The 16957-nt window shown below is 61.9% G+C and carries 18 protein-coding genes; 13 read left to right on the top strand and 5 right to left on the bottom strand.

Translation table 11 applies throughout. The features are described from left to right. Positions 1 to 13: 13 nt before the first annotated feature. Positions 14 to 880 (bottom strand): AraC family transcriptional regulator, encoded by an 867-nt coding sequence (locus DYL59_RS21145; RefSeq protein WP_135290918.1) that lies wholly within the window; start codon positions 878 to 880, stop codon positions 14 to 16. Positions 881 to 1026: 146 nt separating this feature from the next. On the opposite strand from DYL59_RS21145, the gene DYL59_RS21140 reads away from it, so the two are divergent. Then, positions 1027 to 1776 (top strand): glucose 1-dehydrogenase, encoded by a 750-nt coding sequence (locus DYL59_RS21140; RefSeq protein ID WP_135290917.1) that lies wholly within the window; start codon positions 1027 to 1029, stop codon positions 1774 to 1776. 8 nt (positions 1777 to 1784) lie between these two features. Here DYL59_RS21140 and DYL59_RS21135 read toward each other — a convergent pair whose 3' ends face one another. Then, a complete protein-coding gene (locus DYL59_RS21135) occupies positions 1785 to 2696 on the bottom strand; it encodes a LysR family transcriptional regulator (RefSeq protein ID WP_135290916.1) in 912 nt (303 codons plus the stop codon). 130 nt (positions 2697 to 2826) lie between these two features. On the opposite strand from DYL59_RS21135, the gene DYL59_RS21130 reads away from it, so the two are divergent. Then, positions 2827 to 3576, top strand: coding sequence for an SDR family NAD(P)-dependent oxidoreductase (locus DYL59_RS21130; RefSeq protein ID WP_135290915.1), 750 nt, complete (start codon positions 2827 to 2829; stop codon positions 3574 to 3576). Positions 3577 to 3722: 146 nt separating this feature from the next. Here the strand turns inward: DYL59_RS21130 and DYL59_RS21125 are convergent, their stop codons facing one another. Next, positions 3723 to 4148 (bottom strand): hypothetical protein, encoded by a 426-nt coding sequence (locus DYL59_RS21125; RefSeq protein ID WP_135290914.1) that lies wholly within the window; start codon positions 4146 to 4148, stop codon positions 3723 to 3725. Positions 4149 to 4311: 163 nt separating this feature from the next. Here DYL59_RS21125 and DYL59_RS21120 point away from each other — a divergent pair, with 163 nt between their 5' ends. Next, positions 4312 to 5325 carry an ABC transporter substrate-binding protein gene (locus DYL59_RS21120; RefSeq protein ID WP_135290913.1) on the top strand — a complete coding sequence of 338 codons (1014 nt, stop codon included), beginning with the start codon at positions 4312 to 4314 and terminating at the stop codon, positions 5323 to 5325. Positions 5326 to 5467: 142 nt separating this feature from the next. Here DYL59_RS21120 and DYL59_RS21115 read toward each other — a convergent pair whose 3' ends face one another. Then, the gene (locus DYL59_RS21115; protein WP_135290912.1) at positions 5468 to 6364 is read right to left on the bottom strand and encodes a LysR substrate-binding domain-containing protein; all 897 of its coding nucleotides are present in this window, start codon (positions 6362 to 6364) and stop codon (positions 5468 to 5470) included. A gap of 172 nt (positions 6365 to 6536) precedes the next feature. On the opposite strand from DYL59_RS21115, the gene DYL59_RS21110 reads away from it, so the two are divergent. The 7 genes from DYL59_RS21110 to DYL59_RS21080 all read left to right on the top strand — a co-directional run bounded on the left by DYL59_RS21110 (position 6537) and on the right by DYL59_RS21080 (position 13075). After that, the gene (locus tag DYL59_RS21110; protein ID WP_135290911.1) at positions 6537 to 7484 is read left to right on the top strand and encodes a branched-chain amino acid ABC transporter permease; all 948 of its coding nucleotides are present in this window, start codon (positions 6537 to 6539) and stop codon (positions 7482 to 7484) included. Beyond that, entirely contained in the window at positions 7481 to 8566 is a 1086-nt protein-coding gene (locus DYL59_RS21105) for an ABC transporter permease subunit (RefSeq protein ID WP_135290910.1), read from the top strand. The genes DYL59_RS21110 and DYL59_RS21105 overlap by 4 nt, the downstream gene beginning before the upstream one ends. After that, complete coding sequence (locus DYL59_RS21100; protein WP_135290909.1) at positions 8563 to 9336, top strand: ABC transporter ATP-binding protein; 774 nt, start codon at positions 8563 to 8565, stop codon at positions 9334 to 9336. The genes DYL59_RS21105 and DYL59_RS21100 overlap by 4 nt, the downstream gene beginning before the upstream one ends. After that, positions 9329 to 10045, top strand: a complete 717-nt coding sequence (locus DYL59_RS21095; RefSeq protein WP_135290908.1) for an ABC transporter ATP-binding protein — start codon at positions 9329 to 9331, stop codon at positions 10043 to 10045. Before DYL59_RS21100 ends, DYL59_RS21095 begins: the two co-directional genes overlap by 8 nt. A gap of 63 nt (positions 10046 to 10108) precedes the next feature. Beyond that, positions 10109 to 11248 carry a branched-chain amino acid ABC transporter substrate-binding protein gene (locus DYL59_RS21090; protein ID WP_135290907.1) on the top strand — a complete coding sequence of 380 codons (1140 nt, stop codon included), beginning with the start codon at positions 10109 to 10111 and terminating at the stop codon, positions 11246 to 11248. 119 nt (positions 11249 to 11367) lie between these two features. Next, positions 11368 to 11847 (top strand): L-2-amino-thiazoline-4-carboxylic acid hydrolase, encoded by a 480-nt coding sequence (locus DYL59_RS21085; RefSeq protein WP_135290906.1) that lies wholly within the window; start codon positions 11368 to 11370, stop codon positions 11845 to 11847. After that, positions 11840 to 13075 (top strand): Zn-dependent hydrolase, encoded by a 1236-nt coding sequence (locus DYL59_RS21080; RefSeq protein ID WP_135290905.1) that lies wholly within the window; start codon positions 11840 to 11842, stop codon positions 13073 to 13075. Before DYL59_RS21085 ends, DYL59_RS21080 begins: the two co-directional genes overlap by 8 nt. A gap of 161 nt (positions 13076 to 13236) precedes the next feature. Here the strand turns inward: DYL59_RS21080 and DYL59_RS21075 are convergent, their stop codons facing one another. Beyond that, complete coding sequence (locus DYL59_RS21075; protein WP_135290904.1) at positions 13237 to 14025, bottom strand: AraC family transcriptional regulator; 789 nt, start codon at positions 14023 to 14025, stop codon at positions 13237 to 13239. 85 nt (positions 14026 to 14110) lie between these two features. Between DYL59_RS21075 and DYL59_RS21070 the strand changes: the two genes are divergently transcribed. The 3 genes from DYL59_RS21070 (at position 14111) to DYL59_RS21060 (ending at position 16857) form a co-directional block, all read left to right on the top strand. After that, positions 14111 to 15109 (top strand): bile acid:sodium symporter family protein, encoded by a 999-nt coding sequence (locus DYL59_RS21070; RefSeq protein WP_135290903.1) that lies wholly within the window; start codon positions 14111 to 14113, stop codon positions 15107 to 15109. 86 nt (positions 15110 to 15195) lie between these two features. Continuing rightward, positions 15196 to 15549, top strand: coding sequence for a type 1 fimbrial protein (locus DYL59_RS21065; RefSeq protein WP_135290902.1), 354 nt, complete (start codon positions 15196 to 15198; stop codon positions 15547 to 15549). Positions 15550 to 15672: 123 nt separating this feature from the next. Beyond that, positions 15673 to 16857: a sugar transporter gene (locus tag DYL59_RS21060; RefSeq protein ID WP_135290901.1), complete on the top strand. Its 1185-nt coding sequence runs from the start codon at positions 15673 to 15675 to the stop codon at positions 16855 to 16857. Positions 16858 to 16957 lie beyond the last annotated feature (100 nt).

Here is a 16957-nt window from a genome sequence, read left to right as displayed (position 1 = left end):
GTTTGCAGTCGGTTCAGGCAGGGGTCTTGAACCTGGCCGCATCCTTCACCGGCGGCAACCCGAACAGCCGCGCATATTCGCGGCTGAACTGCGAGGCGCTTTCATACCCTACGGTAAAGGCAATGGACGCCGCATCCAGGGTGTCGAACAGCAATAACCAGCGCGCCCGCAACAGGCGCAGGCGTTTCTGGTACTGGATGGGGGTCATGGCGGTGATGGCTTTGAAATGCCGATAGAACGCCGCCACGCTCATGTCCGTCATGGCGGCCAGGGGCTCCACGCGAAAGGGCTCGGTGTAGTGCTGGCGAATCCATTCGGTGGCGCGGCGGATCTGCGCCAGGCGCCCGTCGGGGCGTGCCATGTCCACCAGCGTGTCGCGCAGGGGCCCTTGTAGCGCCCGGAACACAATCTCCCGTTCGATCATCGGTGCCAACACGGCCGCCTCATGGGGGCGATCCATTAGCCGCAGCATGCGCAACCAGGCCTCCATCATTTCGTCCGGCGCCTGCACCGCTGCGAACCGCTGGGTGCGTGGCCGTTCAGGCGGCGGTATTTCATCGGCCAGCACGGCGCCGATCACGGCCGGGTCCAGGGTGAGGCTGAGGGCCAGGTAGGGCAACCCCTTGGCAAAGGGGTGAACCTGCCCGGTCGCCGGCACCTCCACCGGCACCACAAAATAGCTGGCGGGCCCGTAGGTCGCGACTTGATCGCCAATCGACAACGTTTTTGAACCTTGCAGCACCAGGTGCAGCATGGGCTGATACACCTGGTCGGCGCAGGCTTCGGCACACACCATCGCCACGCGGGGCAGGCCGGTGTCGGTCCATCTGTTGTCGGCGCGTTGCACGAGGCGGCGCAGTTCTTTCAGGGTCTCGTTCATGGACTCGACCATGGGCCACGCCGGTCGGCAACGCAAGGCCGCTGAGAAGAATAGGCAAGCATGCAAGAAGAACCGGCAACCGCCATCCCGTCGGCGCACCGAATACTGGCAGCACGCAATCTCATCCCACCTCAGGAAACAAACCCATGAAGCTCGACGGAAAAATCGCAGTGGTCACCGGCGCCTCCAAAGGCATTGGCGCAGGCATTGCCAAAGGCTTGGCAGCGGCAGGCGCGACCGTGGTCATCAATTACGCCTCCAGCCAGTCCGACGCACAGGCGGTGGTGGCCCATATCCAGGCGCAGGGCGGCAGCGCCATCAGCGTGCAAGCGGACATGAGCGTGAGCGCTGATGTCGCGCGCTTGTTCGACACGGTGCGCGAGACCTACGGCACCTTGGATATCCTGGTCAACAACGCCGGTGTCGCAGTGTTCCAGATGCTTGAAGACCTGACCGAAGAGGCCTTCCACAAGCAGTTCAACCTCAATGTACTGGGCTATCTGCTGGCGGCGCGGGAGGCCGTGAAGTTGCTGGGGCAGGGCGGCAGCATCATCAATATCAGCTCGATCCTCAGCACCGACCCCTACCTGGCCTCTAGCGTGTATTCGGCCACCAAGGGCGCGGTGGATACGCTCACCTTCGCCCTGGCGCGGGAGCTGGGGCCCAAGGGCATCCGGGTCAATTCGATCCTGCCGGGGCATACCAATACGCCGGCCACCGATGGCAACTTTGCCGGTGAGTTTGGCCAGTCGCTGGTGGCCGGCACGCCGCTGGGGCGTTTCGGCGAGCCGGAAGATATCGCGCCGTTGGCGGTGTTCCTCGCCTGCGAGGATGCCCATTGGGTTACCGGAGAATCCATCCGCGCCTCAGGCGGTGTGCGTGGGGTAGGTTACTGATCGACTGATCATTGCTGCACATGAGGATGTGCGGCAAACACCTCCACCAGCCAATCCACAAACACCCGCACCCGAGCACTCAGGTGGCGGTTGGGCATGTACACCACCGACAGCGGATTGGGCGGCGCCGACCATTGCGTGAGTACCGGCACCAACGTGCCCGCATCGATATGTGGTTGCACCATGAAGCGCAGCGTGTGGATCACGCCCAGCCCGGCAAGGCCTGCCGCCAGGTAGGCATTGCTGTCATTTACCGCGACGATATGGCGGCCTTCCACTGACACCTGCTCATCCCCCTTCAACAGCGCCAGCCTGTTTTGCTTGCCGCTGCCGGGGAAAAAGTAGCGCACCAGGGTGTGACCCTCTTCAAGTTCTGCGGGGTGGCGGGGTGTGCCGTGGGTGGTCAGGTACGCCGGTGTGGCACAGGTAACGAACGCCAGGCTGCCCAGGCCGCGTGCAATCAACGCCGAATCCGGCAAGTGCCCGCCACGGATCACGCAATCGATGCTTTCGCTGGCCAGGTCGGCGGTGCGGTCGCTGGCGCCGATATCGATCTGGATATCCGGGTAACGTTGATGAAAATCGTGCAAGGCCGGGATCACCAGCAACGTGGCGATGGTCGTGCCCATGTCTACCCGTATCCGGCCACGCGGGCGGCTGCGGGACACCGCCATGTCCGATTCGGCCTCAAGCCACTGGTCCAGCACCCGGCTCATGCGTGTGTGGTAAGCACTGCCCTCGGGTGTGAGCGTCACCGTGCGCGTGGTGCGGTTGAGCAGCTTCACTTGCAGGTGGGATTCAAGCGCCTGCATCTGTTTGGTCACCGCGTTGGGATGTACCTGCAGTTGGGCGGCGGCCTTGACGAAGCTGCCGGTCTCGACGATGCGCAAAAACGCCTGTACGGCCTGGAAGTAGTCCATGGAGTTTCGCCTATTGTCACGAAATAGGTGATACGGCATACAGAAAGTCGCCGTTTATCACCAATGGCCAAGAGATTACCTTGATTTACGCCTCGCAACCCGCGAATCGACAGGCTTTCAAGGAACCCTCATGACTCACTCGCTCAACGGTAAAGTTGCACTGGTCACCGGCGCCTCAAGGGGAATCGGCGCGGCCATCGCCAAGCGCCTCGCCGCCGAAGGTGCCGATGTTGCATTCAGTTATTCCCAATCTGCCGAGCGTGCCCAGGCGGTGCTGCGCAGTATCAAGGCCCATGGGGTAAGGGGGCTGGCCGTGGCGGCCGATCAAGCCGACAGCGCGGCCGTGGCGGCGCTGGTCAGCACGGTGCATGAGCACTTCGGGCGTCTGGACATTCTGGTCAACAGCGCCGGGGTTTTCACGATGGGCGTAGTGGGTGACCCCGACGCCGACATAGCGGCGCTGGACCGCCAGCAAGCGATCAACCTCAATGGTGTGGTCGCCGCCGTGCGGGCGGCGGTGCCGCTGATGGCCGATGGCGGGCGCATTGTGTCGATCGGCACCATGTTCGCCAGTCGCGCGCCGTTTCCCGGTATCGGTGATTATGCGGCGAGCAAGGCTGCCGTGGCCGCTTATAGCCGCGCCTGGGCACGGGACCTGGGGCCGCGGGGGATCACGGTCAATACCGTGCAGCCGGGGCCGATCAATACCGAGATGAACCCAGAGACTGGCGATATGGCGCCGTTGGTCAAACAGATGACTGCGCTGGGGCGTTACGGCCAGCCGGAAGAAATTGCCGGGGTGGTGGCGTTTCTGGTGGGGGCGGATGCGGCCTATATCACTGGTGCCACATTAAACGTCGATGGTGGGCAGAACAGCTGACATCTGATCACTGAGGTCCAATGTGGGAGGGGCGGTGCGACGATTCGACTTGCCCCCGATAGCGGTGGGTCAGCCAGCACATGCACCAACAGACCTACCGCCATCGGGGGCAAGCCCCCTCCCACATTTAGACCTGTATTCGCCTGCTAGTCCTGCGGTTGAATCTGCAACTCCCCATCCACATCCTTGACGAACCCACTGGCCAAAAACAACGGCGCCAAACGCTTGTGCAGTTGCGGCTCGACAAATTCCTTCACGGTGTCCAATGCCAGCACACCGCTCAGCGCCAACTCCGCCTTGGTGTACGACAACCACGCCTTCTTCAACACCTGCAACACATCGCTGCCCGCCGTGGTGGCGAAGCGGCGATTTGTGGGTTTGCCATCGAAGTTGAAGGTGTGCTGAAACGCATACCCCGTTTCATCGCCACCGCTGGCGGTGCAGCGGATGCAGGTGCACGGGCCGTCGCCAAAAGCGCTGCGCAGGTAGGCGTTGAAGTCCACCACGGGTTTGAGTGACAGGCGTTTATCGACCTCGAACAAATCCCCAGTCATTTTTTCGTCAGTGTTCAACGTCCAGTTCCTCGCAGGTTCGGCAGTTTTTCAAAGCGCGGCACAATACCAGCCGAGCGCGTGTTTGTGGGTTATTTGCATAACAATAGACCCCGATATTCTTTTCCCGTCTTAAAAATCGTGGCTACCCTCGCTCACCTTCTCAAAAGTGCGGCAGAACCCCATGACCTTCAAGCGCTCCTCCCTGACCCTGTTGGCGGCCTCATTGGCTGCTGCCACCGCGTTGCTCAGCCCTGGAGCCCAGGCCGAAGGCAAGATCAGCATTGCCCAGCAGTTCGGCATCGGCTACCTGATCCTCGACGTGGTGCGCGACCAGCACCTGATCGAGAAACACGGCAAGGAACAAGGCCTGGACATCAAGGTGGAGTGGAACAGCATCTCCGGCGCCACCGCAATGAACGAGTCGTTGCTGGCCGGCGCGCTGGACGTGGTCTCCGCCGGTGTACCACCGATGCTGACCCTGTGGGACCGCACCAAGGGCAAGCAGAACGTCAAGGCCATCGCCTCCCTGGGCTCGATGCCCAACTACCTGCTGACCAACAACCCCAACGTGAAGACCCTCAAGGACTTCACCGAAAAAGACCGTATTGCCGTACCCGCCGCCGGCGTGGGCTTCCAGTCGCGCACCTTGCAGATCGAGACGGCCAAGCAGTTCGGCGATGCCAACTACAAGAAGTTCGACGACATCTCCATCAGCCTGGCCCACCCCGATGCCACGGCAGCGCTGATTGCTGGCGGCTCGGAGATCAATTCGCACTTCTCCAGCCCGCCGTTCCAGTACCAGGAACTGTTGAATCCCAAGGTGCACAAGGTGCTCAGTTCCTACGACATCCTGGGTGGGCAGGCGACGTTCAACGTGCTGTACACCACGCAAAAATTCCACGACGAAAACCCCAAGACCTACAAGGCGTTCTATGACGCGTTGGCCGAAGCCGAGAAGATCATCAAGGCGGACAAACCGGCAGCGGCCAAGGCCTACATTCGCGTAGAACAATCCAAGCTGCCGCTGGACCTGGTGGAGAAGATCGTCCAGGACCCGGAGATCGATTTCACTGTGGTGCCGCAGCGCACCTTTATCTATGCCGAGAAATTGCAGGAGCTGGGCGTGCTGAAAAACAAGGCGGCGAGCTGGAAGGACTACTTCTTCGAAGAAGCCCATGGCGGCAACGGCAGCTGACGTGTTATTGGGGTGTGAACCCAATCCAAATGTGGGAGCGGGCTTGCTCGCGAATGCGGTGTGTCAGTTACAGATTTGACACCTGATACACCGCCTTCGCGAGCAAGCCCGCTCCCACATTTTGATCTGCGTTGGCTTGAAACTAAACCGCAACCAAGCTCCTCTTGATCCAGTCATACAAATCATTACCCTCGCTCGACAACTCACTGTTGGCCCGCCGGCACAGGTAGTACTGGCGGCCATCATTGACCTCCAGATCAAACAACTTCACCAACTCACCACTGGCCACATGCGGCCCCACCAACGGTTCGCGCAGCAGCGCACAGCCCAGGCCGGTGAGGGTGGCGGTCAGCGCCAGTTGGCCATCTTCCAGCAGCAACCCATTCAATGCGGTGGCATCCACCTCGGCGGCTTCGAACCATTGGCCCCACGTGCCGCGTTCCTCATCGTGCAGCAGCGGCAATTCACTCAGCGCCTGGGGCGTATCGATCGGCCCGTGTTGCGCCAGGAACGCGCGGCTGCAATAGGGGGTCACCGCGCCAGAGATCAACGGTTCGCTGTGATACCCCGGCCAATGCCCGGTGCCGAAGCGGATCGACAGGTCGGCCGCATCGCTGGGGTAGCTGCGGTGGTTGGCGTAGGTCACGTTGATGTCCAGCGCAGGGTGGTCGATGAGGAAGCTCGCCAATCGCGGTATAAACAGGTTGATGCCAAACAGCGGGATCAGGCTGATGGTCACCTGGCGCGTGGCGCTTTTTTCCCGTACGTGTTCGGTGGCACTGCGCAGCACGGCGAACGCCGAGCGAATGGCGCGGTAGTACTCGCGGCCTTCATCGGTGAGCACCAGGTTGCGGCCCTGGCGCAAGGTCAGCGGCTGCTGCAAAAAGTCTTCCAGCAAATGCAGTTGATGGCTGATGGCCGACGCGGACACCTCCAGCTCGCGAGCGGCGGCATTCACCCCGCCGTGGCGGGCAAACGCTTCGAAGGTGCGCACGGCGCGCAGGGGAGGGTCGTTGGCTAACTGTTCTGATTTATTCATGTATTGAATTAAATACCAACTCTTCTTGCGAATAAAGAGCCATAAGTGCCGTATTTATGGCGTATATAGCGTATTTCAGCTTTGATATAACCATATGACTTTCTGATATTTGATAAAAACAGAATAGATGCTTAGTGTGCCGCCCCTGTACGCACTGAGGTCGAAGGTTTTAATGGATGGGTTTATCCAACAACTGCTCAACGGTTTGATGACGGGCAGTCTCTACGCGCTGGTGGCCTTGGGTTACACCATGGTCTATGGCATTTTGCGCATCATCAACTTCGCCCATGGCGATGTGCTGATGATCGGCGCGTTGGTGGGCTTGTCGATGATTCGCCTATTGCAGGCGACCTTTCCAGGCATGCCGCCGGTGCTGGTGTTGCTGGGTGCCACCGTGGTCGCCATGGCGTTTTGCGCAGTGCTCGCGGTGGTGATCGAGCGCGTTGCCTATCGCCGCCTGCGCCATGCACCACGCCTGGCGCCGTTGATCAGCGGTATCGGCGTGTCGTTGCTGCTGCAAACCCTCGCCATGCTGGTGTGGACCCGCAACCCGCAGATGTTCCCGCAACTGCTGCCGCTGGAGCCGATCGAAGTGCTGGCCGGCGCCTCCGCGCATCCGGCGATCACCAACGTGACTGCGCTTACCACCATTGCCATTGCCGTGTCGGTGATGGTTGCGCTGCTGGTGCTGGTGGAGCGCACGCGTTTTCGCCGGGCCATGCGCGCCGTGGCAGAAAACCCCCAGGTCGCCAGCCTGATGGGCATCAGCCCCAATCGCGTCATTGTCATCACCTTTGCCATCGGCGGCGCGTTGGCGGCGTTGGCCGGGGTGATGATGGCCAGCAACTACGGCAGTGCGCATTTCTACATGGGCTTTTTGCCGGGGATCAAAGCCTTCACCGCAGCGGTGTTGGGCGGTATCGGCAACCTCAAGGGCGCCATGGTCGGCGGCTTGCTGCTGGGGCTGATCGAAGCCCTGGGCACCGGTTACCTGGGCGCGGCCACCAATGGGGTGTTCGGCAGCAATTACCAGGACGTGTTCGCCTTTATCGTGTTGATCGCGGTGTTGGTGTTCCGGCCTTCCGGGTTGTTGGGCGAACGTTTGGCGACCCGCGCATGATCCAGTCCTTGTCCCCCAATAAGCGTGCGAGCCTGGGCTTGCTACTGTTCGCCGTGGCCCTGGTGCTGGCGCCGTGGATCGTCGGCCATGCCGGCGGCAACACCTGGGTGCGTACCCTGGATTTTGCCCTGCTGTACATCATGCTCGCCCTCGGGCTGAACATCGTGGTCGGCTATGCCGGGCTGCTGGACATGGGCTTTATCGCGTTCTACGCGGTGGGTGCGTATCTGGCGGCGTTGCTCTCGTCGCCCCATTTGCTGCAACAGTTCCCGGCATTGGCGGCGATGCTGCCAGCAGGCATGCACACCTCGATCTGGCTGATCCTGCCGTTGGGCGCGTTGCTCGCCGCCGGTTGCGGCGTGGTGCTGGGCGCACCGACTTTGCGCTTGCGCGGCGACTACCTGGCCATCGTCACCCTGGGCTTTGGCGAAATTATCCGCATCCTGCTGCGCAACCTGGATCGGCCGGTGAATATCACCAACGGCCCCAAAGGCATTTCCCAGGTCGATCCGGTCAGCCTGTTCGGCATGAACCTCGGGCGTACCCAAGAGCTGTTCGGCCTGCGCCTGCCCTCGGTGTACCTCTACTACTACCTGTTTGCGGCGCTGGTGGTGTTGATCCTGTTCGCCTGTATCCGCTTTGAGCGTTCGCGCATCGGCCGTGCCTGGGTGGCGATCCGTGAAGACGAAGACGCCGCCCAAGCCATGGGCATCAACACCGTGCGCCTCAAGCTGCTGGCCTTCGCCATTGGTGCAGCCTTCGGCGGGGTGGGCGGGGTGTTGTTCGCCTCGTTCCAGGGGTTTGTGTCGCCCGAGTCCTTCACTCTCAACGAGTCCATCGCGGTGTTGGCGATGGTGGTGTTGGGTGGCATGGGCCATATCCCCGGCGTGATCCTCGGCTGCATTTTGCTGGCGGCCTTGCCCGAAGCCTTGCGCGCCAGCATGGGGCCGTTGCAGCAGACGCTGTTCGGCCAGGTGCTGGTGGACCCGGAAATCATCCGCCAGCTGTTCTACGGCTTGGCGCTGATCCTGGCGATGCTTTACCGACCCGCCGGCTTGTGGCCCAAAGGAGTGGCACGATGAACGCACCGCTGTTGCAGATCGACAAGGTCAACAAACACTTTGGCGGCGTCGCGGCGCTGAGCGATGTGAGCCTGAGCATCCAGCCCGGTGAGATCTACGGCTTGATCGGCCCCAATGGCGCGGGCAAGACCACCTTCTTCAACGTGATGACGGGCCTGTACACGCCGGACTCCGGGCGTTTCCAGCTGGACGGACGTGACTACCAGCCCACCAGCGTACACAAGGTGGCCGAAGCCGGTATCGCCCGTACCTTCCAGAACATCCGCCTGTTCAATGCCATGAGCGCCCTGGAAAACGTCATGGTGGGTCGCCATGTGCGCACCCGCAATGGCCTGTGGGCGGCCTTGAGCCAACATCGCCGCGCACGGGAAGAAGAGGCGCAGACCCGCGCCCATGCCCATCGTTTGCTCGCCTATGTGGGCCTGGCCGGCTACGCCCATTACCGCGCCGACAGCCTCAGCTACGGCCACCAGCGCCGCCTGGAAATCGCTCGCGCCCTGGCCACCGAACCGCGCCTGCTGGCCCTGGATGAGCCGGCGGCAGGCATGAACGCCAGCGAGAAAGTGCAATTGCGCGGCCTGCTGGAAAAAATCCGCGACGACGGCCATACCCTGTTGTTGATCGAACACGACGTAAAACTGGTGATGGGCGTGTGCGACCGCATCAGCGTATTGGATTACGGCCAGGTCATTGCGGTGGGCCCTCCGGTCGAAGTGCGCCAACACCCGGCGGTGATCCAGGCCTATCTGGGAGCCAGTGCCCATGTCTGAACCCTTATTGAACGTCGACGGTTTGCAGGTGCGCTACGGCGCCATCGAAGCCGTCAAATCCCTCGACCTGCATATCCACGAAGGCGAGCGCGTCACGCTGATCGGCGCCAACGGGGCCGGCAAGTCCTCCAGCCTCAAGGCGCTGACCGGCTTGCTGCCGGCGGCCAAGGGCGAGATTCGTTTTGCCGGGCAGTCGATTCTAGGCCAGGCCCCGGAAAAACTCCTGCGCCAGGGCATCGCCATGGTCCCCGAAGGCCGCGGGATTTTTGCGCGCATGAGCGTGTTGGAAAACTTGCAAGCCGGTGCGTTTTTGCGTCGCGACAACGAACAGGTGCAGCGCGAAATGCGCCAGTTGTTCGAGCACTTCCCACGCCTGGAAGAGCGCCTGCACCAATCCGCCGGCCTGCTCTCGGGCGGCGAGCAACAGATGCTCGCCCTGGCCCGCGCGTTGCTGTCGCGCCCACGCTTGCTGATCCTGGATGAGCCGTCCATGGGCCTGGCGCCGATCATGGTGGAGAAGATCTTCCAGGTGATCGACGACGTGTGCCGCCAGGGCATGACCTTGCTGCTGGTGGAGCAGAACGCAAGGCTGGCGCTGCAAGTCACCGACCGTGCCTATGTGATGGACACCGGGCGCATCAGCCTCACCGGCCCCTCCAAGGATTTGCTTGAACACCCTGAGGTGCGCAGCGCGTACCTCGGCGAATAAACCCATGACGCTACCGGACGCCCGGCGTGTTCCGACCCGCCCGAAAAGAAGCAGGAAACCCTGATGAATACGTTGAAGAAAACCGCCTTGATCGGCCTGGCCCTGAGCAGCCTGGCCAGCGCCGTCGCCCAAGCCGACCAGACTGTGCTGATCGGCCTGGCTGGCCCGTTGACCGGCCCGTCCGCACGCATCGGCAAAGACCTGGAAAACGGCGCCCAACTGGCCATTGACCAGGCCAACGCCAAGCACCCGAAGATCAACGGTGAGGCCGTGACCTTCAAGCTGGTCTCCGAAGACGACCAGTCCGACCCGCGTACCGCCGTCACCGTGGCCCAGCGCCTGGTGGATGAAGGCGTGGTGGGCGTGGTGGGCCATTGGAACACCGGCACCAGCATCCCGGCGGCGCGGGTTTACCACGATGCCGGTATTGCTCAAGTCGCGCCGGTTGCGACCGGTCACGCTTACACCCAGCAAGGGTTCGATACCAGTTTGCGCATCATGGGCCATGACGACGATGGCGGTCAGGTGGCGGGCGACTATGCGTTGAACACGTTGAAAGCCAAGCGCATCGCCGTGATCGACGACCGTACCGCTTTCGGCCAGGGCCTGGCGGACCAGTTCGTCAAAGCCATTGAAGCCGGGGGCGGCAAGGTCGTGGGCCGTGAATACGTGGACGACAAGACCATCGACTTCAGCGCCGTGCTCACCAACATCCGCAGCCAGAACCCCGACCTGATCTTCTTCGGCGGTGTCGACTCCCAGGCCGCTCCGCTGGCCCGTCGCATCAAGCAACTGGGCATCAAGGCCCCCTTGATGGGCGCTGGTGGCTTTGTCAGCCAGACCTTCCTGGAACTGGCGCAAAACGAAGGCGAGGGCGTGATTGCCCTGGAGCCGGGTTTGGCGGTTGCCCAGATGCCGGGTGGCAAGGCCTTTGAGCAGGCTTACAAAGAACGCTACAAGACAAATATCGAACTGCACGCCCCGTTCGCCTATGACGGCGTCGGCGTGCTGGTGGCGGCCATCGAAAAGGCCGACTCGGTGGACCCGCAAAAGTACCTGCCGGTACTGCGTGCCATCAGCTACCCAGGCGTCACCGGCACCATTGCCTTTGATGCCGAAGGCAATTTGAAGAAACCCTCGTTCACCGTGTACCAGGTCAAGGCCAACCAATGGCAGCCGGTCAGCGTGGCGGGCGGTAAATAAACCCCCACCCCTTGTCGGAGCGAGCTTGCTCGCGAAGGTATTTCAGGCGCATCACGCTGTCGGATGTACCTTTTTCGCGAGCAAGCTCGCTCCTACAAAAGGGCTAATGGAGAGCAGTCATGAGCAAACTGGAAGGTGAACTGGGCATTCTCGCCCGGCGGCGGATCGAGGCTGAAATCATCAAGCCGATCTACGAGATTCTCAAGCGCGAGCAGGGCAAGGACTTTGCCGCTGCCGTGATTGGCGAAGCGGTGGGCAACGCGGCGATCCAGGCGGGCAAGCATTTCGCCTCGCTTGAAGACAACGCCGACCTCAAGAGCTTCGTCGAACTGCAAGTGCTGTGGGAGAAGGACGACGCGCTCAAAGTCGAGATCATTGCCAGCGACGCCGAGCACTACGACTACGACGTCAAGCGCTGCCGCTATGCCGAGATGTACAACGAGATGGGGCTGGGCGAGATCGGCCACCTGTTGTCGTGCAACCGCGATGAGCTGTTTATCGTCGGCTACAACCCGGACATCGAACTGACCCGCACCCAGACCATCATGGGTGGCGATCATCGTTGTGATTTCCGCTACCGGGCCAAGCCCCATGAGTAACCTGGCGCGGGTGAATGGCCAGCGTTTGTGGGACTCGCTGATGGACATGGCGCAGATCGGTGCCACCGAAAAAGGCGGCGTTTCGCGCCTGGCCCTCACCGATGAGGATCGCCGTGGCCGCGACCTGTTTGTGCAGTGGTGCGAGGCTGCCGGGTGCAGCATCCGCGTGGACGCCATGGGCAATATCTTTGCCCGTCGCGCCGGGCGTCACGACCATCTGGCGCCGGTGCTCACCGGCTCCCACGGCGACTCCCAGCCGTTTGGCGGCAAGTATGACGGTATCTACGGCGTGCTCGCGGGCGTGGAAGTGCTGCGCACCCTCAATGACCTGGGCATCGAGACCGACCGGCCGATTGAAGTGGTCAACTGGACCAACGAAGAAGGCTCGCGCTTTGCGCCGGCGATGATTTCCTCCGGTGTCTACGCGGGGGTGTTTGACCTGCAATACGGCCTGTCCCGTGAAGACAAGGCCGGTGTGACCATCGGCCAGGCGTTGCAGGAAATAGGCTATGCAGGCCCTCACCCGGTGGGCGGCCAGGACGTACATGCGGCGTTTGAACTGCATATCGAACAAGGCCCGATCCTGGAGGCCCAGAACATCAGCATCGGCGTGGTCACCGGCGCCCAGGGCCAGCGCTGGTACGAAGTGGAACTGACCGGCCGCAGTGCCCATGCCGGCACCACGCCGATGGACCACCGCCTGGATGCCTTGCTCGGCTTTGCCCGCGTGGTCGAGGCCGTCAACGGCCTGGGCCTGGAGCAGGGCGCCGAAGGGCGCGCCACTGTGGGCATGGCCAATATTTACCCCAACTCGCGCAATGTGGTGCCGGGGCGGGTGTTTTTCAGCGTGGAATTCCGTCATCCGGACGAAGCGGTGCTGGCGCGCCAGGACCTGCAACTGCGTGACGCCGTTGCAGGTATCGCCCAAGTCATTGGCTTGCAGCACAGCGTGAAGCAGATCTTCCAGTACGCGCCGATTGCCTTTGACGCCGATTGCGTGGACGTGGTGCGGGCCTCTGCCCAAGCGTTGGGCTACAGCCACCGGTCGATGATTTCCGGGGCGGGGCATGATGCCTGTTACCTGAACAAGGTGGCGCCGACGGCGATGATTTTTGTGCCATGTGTGGATGGGTTGAGCCACAACGAAGCGGAAGAGATTTCCCAGGCATGGTCGACGGCAGGGGCGGATGTGTTGCTCCAGGCGATTTTGGCCAAGTCCCACCTCTAACAGGCCAGCACAAATCAAAATGTGGGAGGGGGCTTGCTCCCGATTGCAGTATGTCAGCCAACAGAAACATTGACTGATACACCGCTATCGGGAGCAAGCCCCCTCCCACATTTGGATCTCCTACATCTGAGACATCTCCTACATCTGATGCATCTGGGTGGTCAGCGAAAGAATTCCCCCGGCGTCGCCTCAAACTGCTGTCGAAACGCATTGATAAATGCCGACGTCGACTCATAGCCACACCCCAGCGCCACATCCGTCACCCGCTCGCCTTGCTCCAGGGCGGGCAGGGCGCTCAACAGCCGTAACCGCTGGCGCCACGCGCGAAACGTCAGCCCGGTATCACTCAAAAACAACCGACTGAGCGTCTTCTCACTCACCCCCAGCTTCTGGCTCCATTGGCCCAGCGTGGTCTGTTGCTCCGGGTGCAGGTTCAAGCTGCGATAGATCTGGCGCAACCGTGGGTCCAGGGGCAGCGGCAACATCAAATCCACCTGGGGCGCTGCGGCCAACTGGTCCAGCACCACCTGGGCCAATCGACCATCCGGCCCGTCCTCGACATATTCCACCGGCAGTTCGCTGAAGTTGCGGATCAATTCGCGCAACAAACTACTCACTTCCAGCACATGGCAACGCTCGCTGGCCCAGGCGGTGACGCTGCAATCGAGATACAGGCTGCGCATTTCCGTGCGGGGTGAACTGAACACCCGATGTGGCACCCCCGCCGGGATCCATACTGCGCGCTGGGGCGGCGCGACAAAGCGGCCGGCGCTGGTCTGGATCTCCAGCACCCCGGAAATCGCGTAGGACAATTGCACCCAAGGGTGGCTGTGCCGACGTGTCAGCGCGCGATTGGGTAAGGATTCGGTACGTCCGTACACCGGCCGTGGCAGGCTGGAAAGCCCAGGCACGCTGCGGCGCACGGTCTTGTCATGTCCTTTAGGCGGCATTTACTGGCTCATTGGCGTTAGTCGGTAACAAGCCGTTACGTTAGAGTCGCCAGCACGCTCTTGGCAACCCCGGAAGAACCCACCTATGACTCGGCCTCGCTTTCTGCCCGACAACTTCACCCTCACCCTGATCGCCACGGTGATCCTGGCCTCCCTGCTGCCCGCCAGCGGCCAGACCGCCGTGGCCTTTGGCTGGGTGACCAACCTGGCCATCGCGCTGCTGTTTTTCCTGCATGGCGCCAAGCTGTCGCGCCAGGCCATCGTCGCCGGTGCCGGGCACTGGCGCCTGCATCTGCTGGTGTTCAGCCTGACCTTTGTGTTGTTCCCGTTGCTGGGCCTGGCGCTCAAGCCTGTGCTGTCGCCATTGGTTGGCAACGACCTGTACATGGGCATGCTCTACCTGTGTGCGCTGCCGGCCACGGTGCAGTCGGCGATTGCCTTTACGTCCCTGGCGCGCGGCAACGTTCCGGCAGCGATTTGCAGTGCGGCGGCGTCGAGTCTGTTCGGCATCTTCCTTACGCCGCTGCTGGTGACCCTGTTGCTCAATGTGCACGGGGAAGGCAGCAACACGGTGGACGCCATCCTGAAAATCAGTGTGCAACTGCTGCTGCCGTTTATCGCCGGGCAGATCGCCCGGCGCTGGATTGGCGAGTGGGTGGGGCGCAATAAGTCGTGGCTCAAGTTCGTCGATCAGGGCTCGATCCTGCTAGTGGTGTACGGCGCGTTCAGCGAAGCGGTCAACGAAGGCATCTGGCACCAGATCCCGCTGTGGGAACTGGGTGGCCTGGTGGTGGCGTGCTGCGTGTTGCTGGCCCTGGTGCTGGTGGCGTCCACGGTGCTGGGCAAGGCGTTTGGCTTCAGCCAGGAAGACCGCATCACTATTTTGTTCTGTGGTTCGAAGAAAAGCCTGGCCACCGGTGTGCCCATGGCCCAGGTGTTGTTTGCCGGGGCGAGCATGGGCGTGTTGATTTTGCCGCTGATGTTGTTCCACCAGATCCAGTTGATGGTCTGCGCGGTGCTGGCCCAGCGTTATGCCAAGCGCCCGGAAAGTGTTCCCGAGTTGATGGGGCAGGTGGATCCGTAACTTTTCCTTCAATCACTGACGAATGGTCTTAAGTTAACGCCTGACAAGACGACTTACTTCTTGAGAGTCCAAGAAGGAGTGTCGCGATGAACGTTAAAGGTTTGTCAGTGGTTACCGGCTTTCTTGCGATATGGGCAGGAAGTTGTATGGCTGGCGGTGTGATTCAGTTTCACGGCAGTGTGGTCACGCCGGGTTGCGAGGCCGGTGCCTCGGGCGGCTCGATCCTGGAGTTGAAGGGTTGCCCGCAGGTATTTCGCGGCAACCAGTTCGAGGTACGGACCATCCGCAGCGTACAAGCGGTGGGCAATGCGCCGGTCAACGTGAAGTTGGTGGCCGACAGTGGTGAGGGGCGATATTACGACCAGCGGTACCAACTGGTGGATTCCCGTGGAAAGCCCGTTCTGTCGGGGGCCTACATCATCACCATGATCGCGCCTTGATGAAACTGATGGCTTTTTGATCAGGATCAGCGTCAACAGGCCGCCGAGAAACCTATAGAATGCTCGGCGGCGGCGCTTGTCCAGGGCTGCCGTTTGATCATCCTCCGAGTACCTCGCCGTTCAATGAGCATTTCAGCCGCAACCCCCCAAGCCAATTGGCAACCGGTCATCGCCCTCGCGTTGGCCGCCTTTGTGTTCAATACCACCGAATTCGTGCCCGTCGGGCTGCTCAGCGCCATTGGTGCCAGCTTCGATATGCCGGTGTCCAGCGTTGGCCTGATGCTGACCATCTATGCGTGGATCGTGTCCCTGACGTCGCTGCCGGTGATGCTGCTGACCCGTAACGTCGAGCGGCGCAAGCTGCTGATCGTGCTGTTTTGCATGTTTATCGCCAGCCATGTCCTCTCAAGCGTCGCCACCAGTTTTGGCCTGCTGATGGTCAGTCGGGTCGGTATAGCCTTGTCCCATGCGTTGTTCTGGTCGATCACCGCGTCCCTTGCCGTGCGCCTGGCGCCGGAAGGCAAGCAGGTGCAAGCCCTGGGGTTATTGGCCACCGGCACGTCGCTGGCGATGGTGTTGGGCATTCCCCTGGGCCGCCTGCTGGGCGAAGCCATGGGCTGGCGCACCACCTTCCTGGTGATCGGCGCCTTCGCCGCCGCCCTGGTGTTCTGGCTGGCGCGCACCTTGCCGCTCCTGCCGAGCCAGAACTCCGGCTCCCTGCGCAGCCTGCCGTTACTGTTCAAACGCCCGGCATTGGTGGCGCTCTACGTGCTGACCGCCATGACCGTCACCGCGCAGTTCACCGCCTACAGCTACATCGAACCCTTCGTCGAAGGCGTGGCGGGCATGAGCGGCAGTGCGGTAACCCTGATCCTGCTGGTGTTCGGCGGCGCGGGCATTATCGGCTCGTTGCTGTTCAGCCTGGTGCACCGCTTCAACCCGCACCTGTTCGTGGTCGGCGCCGTATTTATCCTGGCCGCGTGCCTGGCGCTGATGCTGCCGTTGAGCGGCGCAGAATCCTACCTGGTGGTACTGAGCATCTTCTGGGGCATGGCGATCATGGGCTTTGGCCTGGCCATGCAGTCCAAGGTGCTGGTACTCGCGCCAGATGCCACCGACGTGGCCATGGCAATGTTTTCCGGCATCTACAACATCGGCATCGGCGGCGGCGCCCTGATGGGCAGTTGGGTCGGCAGCCAATTCGGCTTCGCCTGGATCGGTGCGGCGGGTGGGTTGTTGGCGGCGGTGGCGTTGGTGATGTATTGCCTGGCGATCAAGCGTTTTGGGCAGGGTGTGGCGGGAGCCTGAAGCCGGACCGGGTGTACACAAATCACATGTGGGAGCGGGCTTGCTCGCGAAAGCGGTGGATTAGCTGGAACATCTCTGTCTGACACTCCGCCTTCGCGAG

Source organism: Pseudomonas kairouanensis, from assembly GCF_004682055.1.
Taxonomy (GTDB): domain Bacteria; phylum Pseudomonadota; class Gammaproteobacteria; order Pseudomonadales; family Pseudomonadaceae; genus Aquipseudomonas; species Aquipseudomonas kairouanensis.
The sequence above is the reverse complement of the archived record's forward strand: the minus strand, read 5'-3'. Positions and strand labels throughout refer to the sequence as shown.

Excerpts from the sequence above, each read along its gene's own strand:
- DYL59_RS21145 (WP_135290918.1), bottom strand. The coding sequence starts at position 880 with ATGAACGAGACCCTGAAAGAACTGCGCCGCCTCGTGCAACGCGCCGAC.
- DYL59_RS21140 (WP_135290917.1), top strand. The coding sequence starts at position 1,027 with ATGAAGCTCGACGGAAAAATCGCAGTGGTCACCGGCGCCTCCAAAGGC.
- DYL59_RS21135 (WP_135290916.1), bottom strand. The coding sequence starts at position 2,696 with ATGGACTACTTCCAGGCCGTACAGGCGTTTTTGCGCATCGTCGAGACC.
- DYL59_RS21130 (WP_135290915.1), top strand. The coding sequence starts at position 2,827 with ATGACTCACTCGCTCAACGGTAAAGTTGCACTGGTCACCGGCGCCTCA.
- DYL59_RS21120 (WP_135290913.1), top strand. The coding sequence starts at position 4,312 with ATGACCTTCAAGCGCTCCTCCCTGACCCTGTTGGCGGCCTCATTGGCT.
- DYL59_RS21115 (WP_135290912.1), bottom strand. The coding sequence starts at position 6,364 with ATGAATAAATCAGAACAGTTAGCCAACGACCCTCCCCTGCGCGCCGTG.
- DYL59_RS21110 (WP_135290911.1), top strand. The coding sequence starts at position 6,537 with ATGGATGGGTTTATCCAACAACTGCTCAACGGTTTGATGACGGGCAGT.
- DYL59_RS21105 (WP_135290910.1), top strand. The coding sequence starts at position 7,481 with ATGATCCAGTCCTTGTCCCCCAATAAGCGTGCGAGCCTGGGCTTGCTA.
- DYL59_RS21100 (WP_135290909.1), top strand. The coding sequence starts at position 8,563 with ATGAACGCACCGCTGTTGCAGATCGACAAGGTCAACAAACACTTTGGC.
- DYL59_RS21095 (WP_135290908.1), top strand. The coding sequence starts at position 9,329 with ATGTCTGAACCCTTATTGAACGTCGACGGTTTGCAGGTGCGCTACGGC.
- DYL59_RS21090 (WP_135290907.1), top strand. The coding sequence starts at position 10,109 with ATGAATACGTTGAAGAAAACCGCCTTGATCGGCCTGGCCCTGAGCAGC.
- DYL59_RS21085 (WP_135290906.1), top strand. The coding sequence starts at position 11,368 with ATGAGCAAACTGGAAGGTGAACTGGGCATTCTCGCCCGGCGGCGGATC.
- DYL59_RS21080 (WP_135290905.1), top strand. The coding sequence starts at position 11,840 with ATGAGTAACCTGGCGCGGGTGAATGGCCAGCGTTTGTGGGACTCGCTG.
- DYL59_RS21075 (WP_135290904.1), bottom strand. The coding sequence starts at position 14,025 with ATGCCGCCTAAAGGACATGACAAGACCGTGCGCCGCAGCGTGCCTGGG.
- DYL59_RS21070 (WP_135290903.1), top strand. The coding sequence starts at position 14,111 with ATGACTCGGCCTCGCTTTCTGCCCGACAACTTCACCCTCACCCTGATC.
- DYL59_RS21065 (WP_135290902.1), top strand. The coding sequence starts at position 15,196 with ATGAACGTTAAAGGTTTGTCAGTGGTTACCGGCTTTCTTGCGATATGG.
- DYL59_RS21060 (WP_135290901.1), top strand. The coding sequence starts at position 15,673 with ATGAGCATTTCAGCCGCAACCCCCCAAGCCAATTGGCAACCGGTCATC.